We start from the raw sequence: 14,871 nt of genomic DNA on the forward strand, positions 1-14,871 counted from the left end.
GGTTAAATTCTGATGCAATTTACTTATAAATAAACTCAGAAAAAGACTTATCCGTTGCGGTAAAGGTGAAAAGGGCTTATTTTAATAATTTTATAACTTTTTTCGATGTTTTTAGAATTTAAAAAACTGAAAAACAGATATTTATATAAAAAACATCGACAAAAAATATAATGTTTTTTTAATCACTTATAATACTTTTTTTGCTAAAAACCCTGTAAGGTTTGGCTACTTTACAGGGTTTTTAGCATGTATCTTCTAAAAAAATCACTCATAATCAAAAGCCTTAATATCCATTATCCGTTGTTCAAATTGATCAGGGTGCAACGATTTGGCTTTGATCCTCATTTTGTAAACATAGATTGTATTGACAGAATATTCCAATATTTTGGCAATAGTTTCATTATCAGCAATACCCATCCTTATAAGCGCGAATATACGAAGGTCGGTATTTAATACTTCGTCCTCATCAGGCCAGATCTGATCTTTCTCGGCAAACAAGCTATTGAACACCGTAATAAAGTTAGGGAAGATCTTTAAAAAAATATGATCAAAGCTGTAATACAAGCTCTCTCTTTCTTTTTTAATATCGATATTATTTACAAAAGTATGAATGGCATCATACTTCTTCATCGAGAGCTTGGCATCAATAGAGATTTTCAAATTTTCGAGCTTACCGATATATCCCGAAATAGCTTTAAAAAACTGCCCGATATATTCCTCTTTAATTTTTGCATCTTCAATTAGTTTCGCGTTTATGTGGTTTAATTGTACATTTTTCCCTTCAATTATTGCTTCTTTAACCTTCAACTTTTTTAATTGGTTAATGATCATCACCAGGAAAAAGACAACCAGCAGTGCAAGCGCAGTAATAATTAACAGAAACACCAGGAAGCGGTTTTTTTGATGCTCGGTATTATTAAGCTCGGCTGCTGCTATTAATGGTAAAATTGAAGCAATTTGTATTTTACGCTGGCGAGCCCCGTAAAAGTCGGCATCAGCTTTTGCCAGTTGAATGAAACTGTAAGCATCTTTGATGTTACCCTGTTTGTACAATAATTCGGCAAGCGTATAAAGCGCAACCGTTTCACGCGTTGATGATTTGATATCGGCTATTGCAGCCCTCATCATCAAATTAAGGCCCTCCTGCCTTTCATTATCTTCCAGGCAGATTGCGCCCAATGAGCATGACACCATTGCACGCAGGTGCATGGAAATTGGCATATCCTTTTCCAGTAATTTTTTAAAGCGTATCCGCCCTTCTACATAATTCTTTTCCTGGTAATCCTTCAAACCAAGTAAATAAGTATGCATTATATGGTCGTTGCCGCAAAACGAGACCGCTGAATCAATGTATTTATTACCGGTCTTAATATAATCGGGGCTAAAATATTTGTCATTACTGTAATTCGCCAAGTCATAATTGCACCTGGCTAAAAAGAAATAGTAATCAACTTTATCGGCATTACTTAGGGCTTTTACATTTACTTTTCGTAAATAGTCAAAGGTTTCGTTAAACATCCCCGACGAAAGAAGAATAAAAGCCATCCTTACATAACTATAATACTCCTTTGGTTTATTACCGGTTACCTTGCTTAGTGATATCATTTTATCGACATAAACATACGCCGAATCAAACTGATATGATTTATATTCGATGTAAAGCTTGTCCCAGGTATCAAACCGCGCATCATAATTGGTTTGCGAAAGGGTTGATTGATATGCCTTTAATTTTCGGATCCTTGCTTCTTTACTGCTATCATATATATTTTTTTTTGCGATTTCAGTTTTTAATTCTTCGAGTAAGGTATTAGGATCAGTGAATGCATTTGCCGAAAGAATAATTAATAAAAAAAGCAAACAGAAGATATATTTCATTTTTGTTATAAAGGTTTTTAATAACGCACCGATCCGATTAATCAAACACACAATTTCTGCAAATCAAATACGGCAATAAATTAATTAAACTGCAACCAACAAGGCTATCATTTTAGAAGATAAATTGCACACCTATCCCCGGTTTATATTCTCAAATATATGGATTTACAGTATTGCTAATGCGTTTTAGTTTTGTTTTTTGATCCACAGAAATTACACTGTCCGAACCTGAAAAAGATTGAGTCATGCCACCTAAACGACGAGTTTTATTTTTAATCTATTCCGGCCCGTGAGCTTATCTATTTAGATATTGATGCTAAACACAATGCAGACAATTGTATTCGTTATCAATATAAAGACAGCGGCCATTGATACAGGGAGATAGTTTGTTATTAGATGCAATAGGTTTCCGCGTTTACAAAAACAAAATAGTGAACATTTATCTTTTTTTTAAGATGGCTGACGCCTATAAAATACTGGACTATTTCTTAAAAGCATTTGGGCCATTTACCGGGCGTCCGAACGCTAATGCCGATATTTATAACTGGGATACAACCGCACTGAATTTGTCATTGAGATACCAGGTAAAAACCGAGATGGGGTAGCTGTATTTAGCAATAAAAACCTTGAAAACGCAATTGCAGCCAACGGGCCTTCAGTACTTCTTAAAGATGTATACCAGTCGTTCTCTGTTTTGTATTGATGACGTTCTATTATTAAGAGTCACAAAATGCCTTTTTAGGACCATTACTGACTTGAAAACAACGAATTATTAAATAAACTTTGGTTTTAACGCGAAAACATCCTTTATTTAAAAAAAATCAAACGAAATTTGTGTACGGTGGTTATCTATCATCTTAATCTCAATTTATAAATGGTCAAATTATTTGTAGGCGGCTTTCCTCTGGAAATGACAGAGCTGGAACTTGTTAAAATGATAGGTCCACATGGCGATGTGGAAACGATTAAAATTGTACGCGACAAAAAAACAAGGATATGCAAGGGATATGCGTTTCTTGAAATGAAGGACCGCACGGGAGCCGAAAACGCGGTGATTGCCTTAGACGGTACGCCTATTGCCGATCGGATATTAAGTGTAAAAATAAACGACGACTTTGTAAAGAAAACTCCTCCGCCCCGTAAGTCATTTGGATATGGCAATAACAATAGCAGAAGCGGCGGTGACAGAACTAACAATACCCGAAGCTATAATGGCCAAAGCAATTACCGGAGCAATAATAATCAGTCACCTGGAGGTGACAGACCAAGGCGCCCCAGAAAAACAATGTAACAAACGACTGATAAACCACACATAAAAAATCCCGGCCGATTGAGATCTGGCCGGGATTTTTTTTAACATCATTATCCGTAGTTAAACACCGAGGTCCTGCATAATTGAGGCAATCTTAGCGTCAAGTTTTTTGTCTGTTTCACTATATGTCTCTTTACTTTCAAGTTTGCCGTTCACACTGCAATAAAACTTAATTTTAGGCTCCGTACCTGACGGCCGGGCCGAAATGATACTACCGTCCTCTGTAATGAATTGTAAAACATCAGATACCGGCAATTCAATTGGTTTGCTTGTATTGGTTGTTAAATCAGTTTCAATACGTTTTTCATAATCCTTAAGTGCGCTTACTTTTGAGCCGCCTAAGGTAGCCGGAGGATTGGTACGGAATTTCTCCATCATTTCCTTAATTTCTTCGGCACCGGTTTTACCTTTTTTAGTCAGGGAGATCAGCTTTTCTTTATAAAAACCATATTGCACATAAGTGTCAATTAATGCTTCAAAAAGGCTGCTTCCTTTGTCTTTGTAATAAGCAGTCATTTCTGCAATGAATGCGCTTGAAACTACAGCATCCTTATCCCTAACCAGTTCGCCTATCAAATAACCATAGCTTTCTTCACCGCCACCTATAAAGGTTTGTTTACCCTCAAAATGGGTCATTAACTCGCCGATATATTTAAAGCCGGTAAGGGTGTTATAGTAAGTAACATTCTTGGCTTCGGCTATGCGTTCGATTAGATTTGTGGTAACAATGGTTTTAACGATGTATTCTTTACCGGTAAGCTTGCCTTTTTCTTCCCATGCCGTTAATAAATAATTGATCAACATAGCGCCGGTTTGGTTACCATTGAGCAGGATAAACTCGCCATCGGTATTTTTCACAGCAATACCCACACGATCTGCATCCGGATCTGTAGCCAATACCAGGTCGGCGTCAGTTTCCTGTGCTTTTTTAAGGGCAAGAGTAAGCGCTTCCTTTTCTTCGGGGTTAGGGTAAACTACTGTTGGGAAATTCCCATCGGGAGTTATTTGCTCATCAACCAAGATCACATTTTCAAAACCAAACCGTTTCAAGGCTTGGGGTACCAATGTGATACCGGTACCATGGATTGGCGAATAAACTATTTTAAGATCTTTTTGACGTTCAATAGCATCAGGCGAAACAGAAAGCTCGGTGATCTTGCTCAGGTAAAGCTCGTCAATGTCCTCCCCTATTTCTTGAATATTAGCATCAACGCGGTTAAATTTGATGTCATCAATGCTGCTGATTGCAGCAACCTCGTCCATCACGGCTTTATCGTGCGGAGAAACAAACTGCCCACCATCGGCCCCATAAGCTTTGTACCCGTTATATTCTTTAGGGTTGTGCGATGCTGTAAGCATTACACCGCTTTTGCAGCCTAAATAGCGTACGGCAAACGAAAGCTCGGGTGTAGGACGTAATGCCTTAAAAAAATAAACATAAATGTCATTAGCTGAAAAAACTTCGGCCGTAATAGTCGAAAAAAAATCGGCATTGTTACGGCTGTCATGAGCAATAGCTACTTTGATTTTTTCGCCGGGGTAGGTTTTTTTCAGATAATTAGCTAATCCTTGTGTGGCGGCGCCTATAGTATACTTATTGATACGGTTTGAACCCGGCCCCATAATGCCGCGAAGGCCGCCGGTACCAAACTCCAGATCACGGTAAAATGAATCCGTCAGTTCGGTATATGCCTTATCGTCAATTAATTTTTGAATTTCCTGCTTTACATCAGCATCATAATTTCCTTGAAGCCATGAGTTTGCTTTTTGAAGAATGGTGGGGTCTAATTCCTGCATAAGTGGTTGTATATTTTCAATTTATCAGATTCGGTTTTATTTTAAATATGACAATAAATAATCAAAACAGAACGCCTTAAAGTTAAATCATCTTTTTAATTATGCCAGCCCAATATGCAATAACTTTTAAATATAATGCACGGCAAGAGCGGCAGCCGCCGAACCGTTATCTGAACAAGATACTCCAGTAAAAGTTTTATCAATTTCAAGCTATAAATGGCGCTGCCATCCTTCGCCCTCGATTTATCGTTGGCCGACTAACCGTTAATCAAATCTGTTAACGTCCTTTAGTAAACAAGTTGAGTATCGGTATATCAACTAAAACCCCAACCGACCAACGTGTATATAACTTATTATCGCCGTAAGTGTTAGTTATCACATCTTTATTGGCTCCTGTTAAACTAACGCTACGCAAATTTGGCGCAACCTGGAAACCACCCGAAATTGAGATTGGTGTAGATGGTATACCTATAGATAAAAACAAACCGGGGCTTATGATATTCTTCAGCTCAATTTTGGGCACCTGCGCTACAGTGGCGCTGGTATCTTTTGCTACTGGGGTACTTCCGGATGTAAAACGGTATGAAGCAAGTGCGCCGATATCAATTAAAGAAACAAAAACAGAAGTCGACCATTTTTTATCGCCCGTAGGAACAAATAATAAACGGTGCCCCCAGCTAAATGAAATTCCCACCGGTGCTGAGAGCCCGTATGTACCTTTATACTTTTCATCAATGCCATGCACTTTTTCTTTACCTATATAAGGACCAACATAGGCGTTTAGAGCGACATTAAAAATAGCCTCGCGTTTAACGGTTGAACTGCCTACCGGTAAAGCAATTGCTTCAATAGCATTTTTTACTTCGTCGCTGTTTTTCGCTTTTGATACCTCAGCGGCAAAATTGGCATATTTAATAAACATTTTATTTATTGCCGGCCACTCGGTGAACGCTGCAATTTTCGCTTCAAGTTCATTTATTTCTTTCTTTATGGCAGTTTTGGCGACTGCATCCTGCAGTTTATCATATTCTGCTTTTTTTTCTGCAAGATTTCTAACTAAATCCTGTTTTATTGGGTTGGTGACGACTTTATTAATAAACAGGTTATCGTAAACGCCGCTAAGCTCAACTATGGCCGCGGGGTACTGTTTTTCGTAAACATCAATGTAAACGTTGCCAAGACTCCTGGCTGATGACAGGTACTGATCAATCTTCGGATCGTTCCTGTCAATCATTGGTATAGTGATATTAGCCGAGTTGACATTTAAAAGCAATGGCGATTTCAATAATTGCTCAAAAAGGCTAAGGGATGAATTATAAAGCGCGTAATAATCCTGGTAATTAAAAGTGTTTTCACCTTTTTGCTGAAGCTGCTTTAAATTAATAAAATACCTGTTTACTATCGTTGCTTTTTGGATAAGTTCAACGTTATACTTCTGATAAGTTTCCTCAAATTTTAAAAAGTCACCACTACGATCTTTGAGGAATTGCTTCATTGACCCCTCTTTAAAATTAATGTCTTTTTTTTCCAATTGCTGATAAAGCAAACCAAGGTAGATTTGGAAAGTTACAGGGCTATTAAAAAGCATCTTTGCCGAATCGGCATCAACCCAGTATTTATCTTTCTGATTTGACCGTAATGATTGTGAAAAAAGATCAAAAGCCTGCAATGCCGGATATACATTTTCATTTATAAGCCTTAAGGTGCCATTGTCTGCTTTATTAACCAGATAATTATGAAAAATATCCCCGGGATGGGAACCCTCATGAAACTCGTTGGCTATATACAAGGCATCAATGAAGATTATCCTGACATGAGGCATGGCAGCAAACAATTGATCCATACAGGGATCCTCAATCAAATTAGAAACATTGGGAAGTAAAAGTGCCAGGTCTTTCTGAAATGATTCCCGCAGCAAATCCGTATAGGCGGCGTAATTATATATCTCAACATCTATAGCTGTAAGTGATTTGTAAGTAACCGGGAATAATAACTGCAACTGCCTGGTACTGTCCAGTTCTTTTTTAAACCGAGAAAAAAAAGCTGTTGAAAGTTCCTGCTTTGTTCGTTCGACCAAAAACTTTGCAAGACCGTCGGCAAGATTGGTAACATCAAGAGAGCCTATGGATTGTATTAATCCGGATGGGCTGGGCATTGTGCCTCCGCTTGCACCTCCGGCTTCATAAATCCCGCTCAAACTAAAAAAAGGGTTTTTCTTGATAACAGTATCTACATTAGTGGTGTTCTTTAGATTAAAATAATAAGCAAACAAAGGCTTGTTTTGTGGGCTGATCCTTATTTTTCCGTCTTTGTCGTAAAGGCTTTTTAAATATAATACATCATAAAAAACGCGCCTTTCGGGTTGTTGTGCAAATATTTTGCAGGATAGAAGCAAGAGCAAAAAAACAGAGGCGTATTTATATTTCATACAACATCGTTAAAAAAATTCAATAAAAGTTCGGGTTTTAGCAGTGGAAGATCGAAGGATGCTGGCGGGTTTCCATCTTCGGTTATAATGAAGGTTGTTTTCTGCGTCATAGCCGCCAATTTTTCAATGATCGTAGCAAATGAATAACTAAAATTCATTTTTTGAATCATCAGCGCAATTATGCCCGATGTAATAGCCGTCGCAAAACTACTCCCGCTATCAGCTATCAATTCGTTATTCTGATCATATGATTTTATTTGCGAGCCATTGATCACCAGCGATAGGAACTCATTTATACAAGGATAGCCATTCTCCTTATCCGGAACCATGCCGACCCCGATTGTATTTTTCAAACAGGCCGGATAATATTTACTTGTATTTCCAAATACTATCGAATTTCCGATAGAACAAACAATAATTTTATTGTTAGCTACGGCATTGTTTATAGCCTCTTGAATTAAACTTAGAGTAGCAGCATTGCTTATACCCGACGACCAACTTATTGAAACTATATGAATATCAGGATTTTTTGCACACCAATTAATCGCGTCAGCATATCTTTGGGCATCTCTCTCCGTGTTTTCAAATGTTCTTTTTTCGGATATTTTACAGGCGAATAAATTACAACCCGGAGCCACACCGACATAGTTACCGCTGATATTCCGTAGCCCAACAAGGGAAGCACAAAACGTACCATGACCGGCATTGTCTTTTATCTCAACATCATCGCCATAAACATAATACTTACTCTGATTATAAAACAGGTCTGTTATGCCTGGCGCAATACCGGTGTCCACCACAGCAACACCAACGCCTGTACCTGCATACCTGCCCCAAATCTCCGGGAGGTTCAAGTCAATCATCCATTGCTGATAATTGCCACCGGCTCCATCTATTTGTTCGGCCCCGCCACTCCAATAATGACTATTAACATCGTCGCTCGCTCTATACCAGGTATTGTTTCCGTCAAGTTCCTCTCCCTGCACAATCCCCGTTACTTCTATAATGTCACCGGGCTCTTTTACAGTACCGATTTGATAGGTTGTATGAGCGCCTCCTACCCTGGTATTAAGCAGCTTGGTTACTTTAATACGCATCAGCCTACTGGTTTAACGGTTACGGTAGTGTTTTTAGTTGGTGTGGTTGCTTCTTCTTCAGGCTTTTTGCCTGCCGCACGTAAACTTACAATTTTATTGATCAAATCGAACCAAAAAGGAGCGCCTAACATTAAAGCTATAGCTGTTAATAATAAACCCGTTATCTTGATTAAAAGCGGCAAAAGGCTTTGGTAAAATGTTTTACCCTTCAAATCTGGAGTATTTTGTGCCGTCCAACCCACAGGGATACCAGAGCTTACCAGAAACGTACTAACTGTGCTGATTTGCTGGGCGACTTTTTTCCCGTTAGGTGCGTTTTTACTCGTATCGGCAGGTATGTTTTTAATAACCGTTACTTTGCTGGCTTCAAACTTTATCGTATCAGTTTTAGGATTATATCCTTTTTCGTTTACTTGCTTAATTACGGTTTGTAAATTATCGGCTGCATGTTTCAGTGCTTCCTGGTTACCCCAAAGCTTGTTTACAATATTTATAGTATCAACATTCAAGGAGGCGCAGATTACCACCGAAATAATAAATACAATAAGCTGAGACGATCGTTTGTAAACTCCCGAGGCCCTGTCCATGGCCGAATTATAAAATGTTTCGATCTGTTTTTGAAAACTCTGAAGATCGCCCTGGGCGCGCTCATAAAAATTAAGAAGAAGTTTCCTGATCCCGGCAGAGATGCCAACCTGTGCCGCTATGCCGTCATCTGTTAAAACATCCCTAATCTTATTCATATCAAGGATAATATTTTTATCGTCTTTAAACTGATCCATTAAAGCCGCAGCGAAATTGCCAGCTGGGATATAAGATGGCAAACTGTTTAAATCTTTCTTTAAAGATGTAATGTTAGGATTGTTATAAAGCTTTTCTGCTATTTGTTTCCAGTCCTGGTCAAATAGTAAACATTCAATAGCATTTTTCAGATACTCCCCCCGCTTGTTAAGCAGGGCAGACAGATACTCATGAATTGTGCTAACAGTTAGGCTCAGTGAAAAATAGGTGAACGACAGCGTGAGCGCAAGATCAATAATTGGGGAATTAAACATAAGGTTGCGGGTTTAGCAGACATAAAAATGTTTACCAATTTACAAAGCAATCGACCAAATATCAATCCGTTAAAATACGGTATTTTCATACGTACTTTTGCGCAAAAATCAGATGTTCCCTTGTTTTAAATTGGCTCAAAACAGCGAAGGCGTAAATTTTTATGAGTTGCCGAAAAACTAAGATATTACGATGATCAGTTTTGAGGATCATTATTTACCGCACGCGGAATAGTCAATAGTACCTCATTTTTTATGGCCGGCGGAATAACCAGCATCGGCTGAGAAATGATCTCACTTTTACCATCCGGCGAAAGGCAGCTTGCAACTAAAACCAAACATCCCTTTTCAGCTTCAAATATCACTGTTATTTTTAATTGCTTCAGGCACTCAAGGTCTTGGTAGGCTGTACGGGTACTGATATGAAAATGTGATTTCAGCAGGTCGATAGAAACCACATCCCTGGTTTGCAGCAGCACCAATACCTTGAGCAACCTGTCGGCTCTGTTCATAACGGATCACGTTTTTACATACAAAGGTGTAATGCGCTATTGACAACAGTGTGTCAGCAGTAAAGATGCCTTTTTAAACCGGTCGGTTTAATGGTGTTACCTAAGTTAATTATAGGATTGATAAACCATCAATATAACACCCGATGAAAAAACTTTCTTTAAAACCAGTTTTAAAAGCAAGTGGCTTTTTACCCCGTTGAAAAGAGCTCTACCATTGCCTAAAATTACCGGGTGGATCCAAAGCTGGTACTCATCAACTAAATTCGCGGCCACCAGCTTTTTGACCACACTGATGCTTCCGTAAGTAAGGATGTCACGGCCCTGCTGCTTTTTTAAATGTTCAACAACTCTCTTTAGATTTCCTTTGACCAGTAATGAATTGTTCCACAACGCAGAGCTCATTGTTGAGGACATAACCACTTTTTGGTAGTTGTTCATCATATCTGCATAAGCAATATCCGTACGAGGAAAATTCATGCACTTAGCCTGAAAAGGCCAATAGGCAGCCATAGCCTGATATGTGTTTTTGCCCAATAAAATAGTATCTGCCTGGCTAAGCAGTTCTGTTGTTGTCTCGGCTATTTCATCCGTCCAGTATTGATAGTGCCAATCAAGGCCCTCATCCTCCGCCGCTACAAAACCATCCAGCGTAATGTTTAAGGATACGATCAGTTTCCGCATGGTGATAAACAAGCAAACCGGGTTTATTGATAAACCCGGAATTTATAATTAAACTAAAAACATTAAGCCAGTTCGGTATTTCCGGCAAGTTTGGTGTTGGTTAAGCCCAGTTCTTTTACCTGCTCATACCTTTTCCATAAATAGTAGGTAAAGAACATGACAAGCAGCATAACTACCGGCGGAATGAGCACGGCAGCCTCGGCTCCAATAGCAAGCCACGATAAAAATGCACCGATAAAGCTAATGGTGAAGCCAGAATAAGCCCATTCTTTAATAACCAGGTACCTGGTTTGCGCTATGGCCAGTACACCTGCTATTTTTGCCCACCCCATAATAACCATGAGGTAAAAGGGATAACCAAGTTTAGCTAATGAATCTTTGCCAGCCTGCTGCATAGTGATTCCCCCGTAAGCATCGCCCAGCATAGCCAATAAAAAAAGGACGGTAAAGATCCAGTACAGGGTTTTAATTGTTTTTGGTTTCATGATGATATTTGGTTTGCGTGATTATATGTTTGTTAACGATACAAAGTTATTTGGTGCGATAAAGTTGTGTAGCACGTAAAAAGGACTTGTTAAGGGGTTGTTTGCGACTTTAGTGTTTATTATCTTTATCCCAGATAACCAGTTATACAATAACAAAATGAAACATGTTGCCATCCTGATACCCAACGAAGCAGTTTTAGCCAGCATAGTTGACGCCCGAACCATTTTTACAGGCGCCAACGATTTTTTACAATCCATGGGGAGGCAACCTGTTTTTGAGGTACAGATGGTTGGGCTTTCTAAAGAAGTTAAGGTGCATGGCGGTATGTTTTCGGTTCATACGGATATTTTGTTAAACGAGCTGCAAAAAAGCGATATGGTGATCATCCCTGCCATAAGTGGCGATCTTCAAAACGCGGTAAACGTAAACCGGGATTTTGTACCGTGGATCATCAACCAGTACAATAATGGTGCAGAAATAGCAAGTCTTTGTATCGGCTCATTTATATTGGCCTCTACAGGGTTATTGAACGGTAAAGAGTGTTCCAGCCATTGGATAACGGCCGATGCGTTCAGAAATATGTTTCCGGAAGTGAAGTTGGTTGACGGGCGTATTGTTACCGAACAGCAGGGTTTATATTCAAGTGGCGGCGCTACTTCTTACTGGAGCTTATTACTGTTATTGATTGAAAAGTATGCCGGCCGGGATATAGCCATCATGGCCGCCAAGATTTACGCCCTGGAGATCGACCGAAAAAGTCAGTCTCCATTTGCGATGTTCACGGGGCAAAAAAAACACGAGGACAATCCTATAAAGCAAGCCCAGGAATACATAGAAAATAACGTTACCGAAAAAATCTCAGTTGAAGACCTGTCATCAATGTATGCTATTGGCCGCAGGCATTTTGAACGCCGGTTTAAAAAAGCCACCAACAATACCCCGGTCGAATATATACAGCGCGTAAAAATTGAAGCAGCCAAAAAACAATTGGAAAGTACCCCAAAAACATCAATGAGGTAATGTATGATGTTGGGTATACCGATGCCAAGGCATTTCGTACAGTTTTTAAAAAGATCACCGGGCTCTCGCCAATTGATTACCGTAATAAATATAACAAGGAAGCGGCTGTAGCATAGGTATGTTCATCAAAATTTTAGGCGCTTGCTACCCCTTCCCGGATCACCTATGTTGTAGCTTGGTTATTATCGAAAATATCTATTGATTATCAACCGTAACATACTGTATTGCAGTGGGTAATGGTAAATCTGGCTTCTACGGCAAAAACATTACATTCTGTCAATAAAATTAATCCTAACAAATAGCCAAATATTCCGTTTAAAAATTACATTTTTGCCCAAAATTTTTAAGGATGCAGAGTTATCAGGAATTTCTTGACTTAAGTGTAGGCTTTCCACAGGATGGTTTTGAGATCATCGACGATGAACTATACTTTCAGGACCTAAATTTGATGGAGATGATTGAAACGTACGGTACTCCCCTACGCTTTACTTATCTGCCTATGATATCCAAAAAGATCCAGCAAGCTAAACTGCTGTTTCAACAGGCCATCATCAAAAACAACTATCGCGGTAGTTATAAATATTGCTATTGCACCAAGAGCTCGCATTTCAAGCACATTGTTGAAGAAGCCCTGAAAAACGAGATTCACCTGGAAACATCATCGGCGTTTGATATGCCTATGATTGACGCGCTGGAGAAAAAAGGCACTGTAACAAAGGAAATAACCGTAATATGTAACGGCTTTAAAACCTTCCAGTACAAAACATATATTATTGATATGTTACATGATGGCTTTAAAAACATCATTCCGGTATTGGATAATAAAGAAGAATTTAACCTTTACGACGACGAAATTGAGATGGACACTCCTTGCAACCTGGGCATCCGGATTGCAGCTGAAGAGCAGCCTGATTCTCAGTTTTATACTTCACGTTTGGGTGTGCGTATGGAAGATGTTATTGATTTTTATCATAACAAAATTGAGGATAACCCTAACTTCCAGGTTAAGCTGTTACATTTCTTCATTAACTCGGGGATTTCCGATACGCCATACTACTGGAACGAGCTTGAAAAATATGTAACTCTTTACTGCAAATTCAAAAAAGTAAACCCGCATCTGGATACGCTTGATATTGGCGGTGGTATGCCATTTAAAGATTCACTGGTTTTCGATTTTGATTATGAATACATGATCAACGAAATAGTAAGCCGGATCAAAGAGATATGTGCCGAGCATGACACGATGGAACCGGATATCATTACCGAATTTGGTAAGTATACTGTAGCCGAAGCTTCTGGTATCCTGTACAAGGTATTAGGCCGTAAACAACAAAACGACCGCGAACGCTGGCTGATGCTTGATGGCTCGTTCATTACCAATCTGCCAGACGTTTGGGCGCTGAACCAAAAGTACATCCTGTTGCCGGTTAACAACTGGGATTCGGAATACGAACGTGTAAACCTTGGGGGTATCACCTGCGACGGGCAGGATTATTACAACCAGGAAGCGCATATGAACAGCGTATTTATGCCTAAAACCCGTAAGGTGCAATATTTAGGTTTCTTTAATACCGGCGCCTACCAGGAAGTATTAAGTGGCTACGGCGGTATCCACCACTGCCTGCTGCCATCACCCAAGCATGTGATCATTCGCCGTAACAGGGACGAAACGTTTAACTTTGAGGTGTTTGGAGAAGAGCAAAACAGCAAGCAAGTATTGAAGATCCTGGGTTATACCACGTGATTGTATGTCTAATTCATAACAGCATAAAAAAGGTGGCCATTTCGGTCACCTTTTTTGCTTAACGGCCTATGGTGCCATCCCCGACACCTGCTCCTTCAATATTTGGATCCGGAAGATCAGCCAGGCTCCCATCCTCATGTAAAACTTTAAAGTGTTTTCTTTGAGGACCTTTTGTTTCAAGACAGGGGTTGTTTCGGGCAGCATAGTTATAGCTGTCTCTAATGTTACTTTCCCTGGTCTCCTTAATATTACCCTGCCGGGAAGCAGGATAGTTATTTTTATAATCATTCATGATTATACCCTCCTTTTATTAAATTCCTTCAGTTCCTGGTTCATGACCAACCATCCTACCGGTGGTGCGTCCTTGGGGCGGCTCTCAAAATCAGTTTTAGCGGGGCCTACCGACGGAAATTCCTTTTTATTCGCGGTGTAACATCTGTTTGCTCGCTAAATGAAGTGTCAGCACTTCTGTTGGGCTGGTCAATCTCCGATTGACTATGAGTACCCACCTGTTCGTCTTCGGGTTTTTCTACTTCAGGCTGTTCATCAAAGTCTACTATATCGTCTACCTCATCCAGATCATCATCATCGCTTTCAAGATCGCGGTTTGGATAGGCTTCATCACCATTCACAGAAAATGAGTTGGTGTTGTTTTCAAAATCATTACGATCATTATCCTGGTTTCCCCAGTTTTCATTATTGGTATTCATAGGTTTTAATTTTAGTTGTTATTTAATAAACCTACGAAACAATTGTATTGTTTTATTTTTTATCCTTTTAAGAAATTAAATATCGTGAATTAAAACTATTATAGTTGTAACTATTAGGAAGCTCCAAAATAGTTTATAAATGCTATGCAGCATGGCA

The 14,871-nt window shown here is 39.3% G+C and carries 15 protein-coding genes; 5 read left to right on the forward strand and 10 right to left on the reverse strand.

The window, feature by feature from the left end; genetic code table 11:
• Positions 1–264 precede the first annotated feature (264 nt).
• Positions 265–1,875 carry a DUF6377 domain-containing protein gene (locus tag DIU38_RS11020; RefSeq protein WP_146750377.1) on the reverse strand — a complete coding sequence of 537 codons (1,611 nt, stop codon included), beginning with the start codon at positions 1,873–1,875 and terminating at the stop codon, positions 265–267.
• 455 nt (positions 1,876–2,330) lie between these two features.
• Here DIU38_RS11020 and DIU38_RS32990 point away from each other — a divergent pair, with 455 nt between their 5' ends.
• A complete protein-coding gene (locus tag DIU38_RS32990; RefSeq protein ID WP_167516144.1) occupies positions 2,331–2,480 on the forward strand; it encodes a hypothetical protein in 150 nt (49 codons plus the stop codon).
• A 269-nt stretch (positions 2,481–2,749) separates the two neighbouring features.
• Positions 2,750–3,166 carry an RNA recognition motif domain-containing protein gene (locus DIU38_RS11025; RefSeq protein ID WP_112651300.1) on the forward strand — a complete coding sequence of 139 codons (417 nt, stop codon included), beginning with the start codon at positions 2,750–2,752 and terminating at the stop codon, positions 3,164–3,166.
• An 81-nt stretch (positions 3,167–3,247) separates the two neighbouring features.
• Here DIU38_RS11025 and DIU38_RS11030 read toward each other — a convergent pair whose 3' ends face one another.
• From DIU38_RS11030 to DIU38_RS11060, 7 genes are all read right to left on the reverse strand, one after another.
• Positions 3,248–4,984 carry a phospho-sugar mutase gene (locus tag DIU38_RS11030; RefSeq protein WP_112651298.1) on the reverse strand — a complete coding sequence of 579 codons (1,737 nt, stop codon included), beginning with the start codon at positions 4,982–4,984 and terminating at the stop codon, positions 3,248–3,250.
• Positions 4,985–5,261: 277 nt separating this feature from the next.
• Entirely contained in the window at positions 5,262–7,412 is a 2,151-nt protein-coding gene (locus DIU38_RS11035) for a hypothetical protein (protein ID WP_112651296.1), read from the reverse strand.
• On the reverse strand, positions 7,409–8,509 hold the full coding sequence (locus DIU38_RS11040; RefSeq protein WP_112651294.1) for a S8 family peptidase: 1,101 nt from the start codon (positions 8,507–8,509) through the stop codon (positions 7,409–7,411). The genes DIU38_RS11035 and DIU38_RS11040 overlap by 4 nt, the downstream gene beginning before the upstream one ends.
• Positions 8,509–9,564, reverse strand: coding sequence for a hypothetical protein (locus DIU38_RS11045; protein ID WP_112651292.1), 1,056 nt, complete (start codon positions 9,562–9,564; stop codon positions 8,509–8,511). The genes DIU38_RS11040 and DIU38_RS11045 overlap by 1 nt, the downstream gene beginning before the upstream one ends.
• A gap of 194 nt (positions 9,565–9,758) precedes the next feature.
• Positions 9,759–10,073, reverse strand: a complete 315-nt coding sequence (locus tag DIU38_RS11050; protein WP_112651290.1) for an HTH domain-containing protein — start codon at positions 10,071–10,073, stop codon at positions 9,759–9,761.
• 105 nt (positions 10,074–10,178) lie between these two features.
• Positions 10,179–10,754 (reverse strand): dihydrofolate reductase family protein, encoded by a 576-nt coding sequence (locus tag DIU38_RS11055; protein ID WP_112651288.1) that lies wholly within the window; start codon positions 10,752–10,754, stop codon positions 10,179–10,181.
• 62 nt (positions 10,755–10,816) lie between these two features.
• Positions 10,817–11,239, reverse strand: a complete 423-nt coding sequence (locus tag DIU38_RS11060; protein ID WP_112651286.1) for a DoxX family protein — start codon at positions 11,237–11,239, stop codon at positions 10,817–10,819.
• 157 nt (positions 11,240–11,396) lie between these two features.
• Here DIU38_RS11060 and DIU38_RS11065 point away from each other — a divergent pair, with 157 nt between their 5' ends.
• The 3 genes from DIU38_RS11065 (at position 11,397) to DIU38_RS11070 (ending at position 14,004) form a co-directional block, all read left to right on the forward strand.
• Complete coding sequence (locus DIU38_RS11065; RefSeq protein WP_317132433.1) at positions 11,397–12,260, forward strand: GlxA family transcriptional regulator; 864 nt, start codon at positions 11,397–11,399, stop codon at positions 12,258–12,260.
• Positions 12,260–12,376: an AraC family transcriptional regulator gene (locus DIU38_RS34650; RefSeq protein ID WP_317132434.1), complete on the forward strand. Its 117-nt coding sequence runs from the start codon at positions 12,260–12,262 to the stop codon at positions 12,374–12,376. The genes DIU38_RS11065 and DIU38_RS34650 overlap by 1 nt, the downstream gene beginning before the upstream one ends.
• Before the next feature lie 233 nt (positions 12,377–12,609).
• Positions 12,610–14,004, forward strand: coding sequence for an arginine decarboxylase (locus DIU38_RS11070; RefSeq protein ID WP_091162859.1), 1,395 nt, complete (start codon positions 12,610–12,612; stop codon positions 14,002–14,004).
• A 58-nt stretch (positions 14,005–14,062) separates the two neighbouring features.
• On the opposite strand, the gene DIU38_RS11075 is transcribed toward DIU38_RS11070, so the two are convergent.
• A complete protein-coding gene (locus DIU38_RS11075; RefSeq protein WP_112651282.1) occupies positions 14,063–14,296 on the reverse strand; it encodes a hypothetical protein in 234 nt (77 codons plus the stop codon).
• 106 nt (positions 14,297–14,402) lie between these two features.
• A complete protein-coding gene (locus DIU38_RS11080) occupies positions 14,403–14,714 on the reverse strand; it encodes a hypothetical protein (protein WP_149354077.1) in 312 nt (103 codons plus the stop codon).
• Positions 14,715–14,871 lie beyond the last annotated feature (157 nt).

Origin of the sequence: Mucilaginibacter metallidurans, from assembly GCF_003286435.2 — a bacterium.
Classification (GTDB): Bacteria; Bacteroidota; Bacteroidia; order Sphingobacteriales; family Sphingobacteriaceae; genus Mucilaginibacter; species Mucilaginibacter gossypii.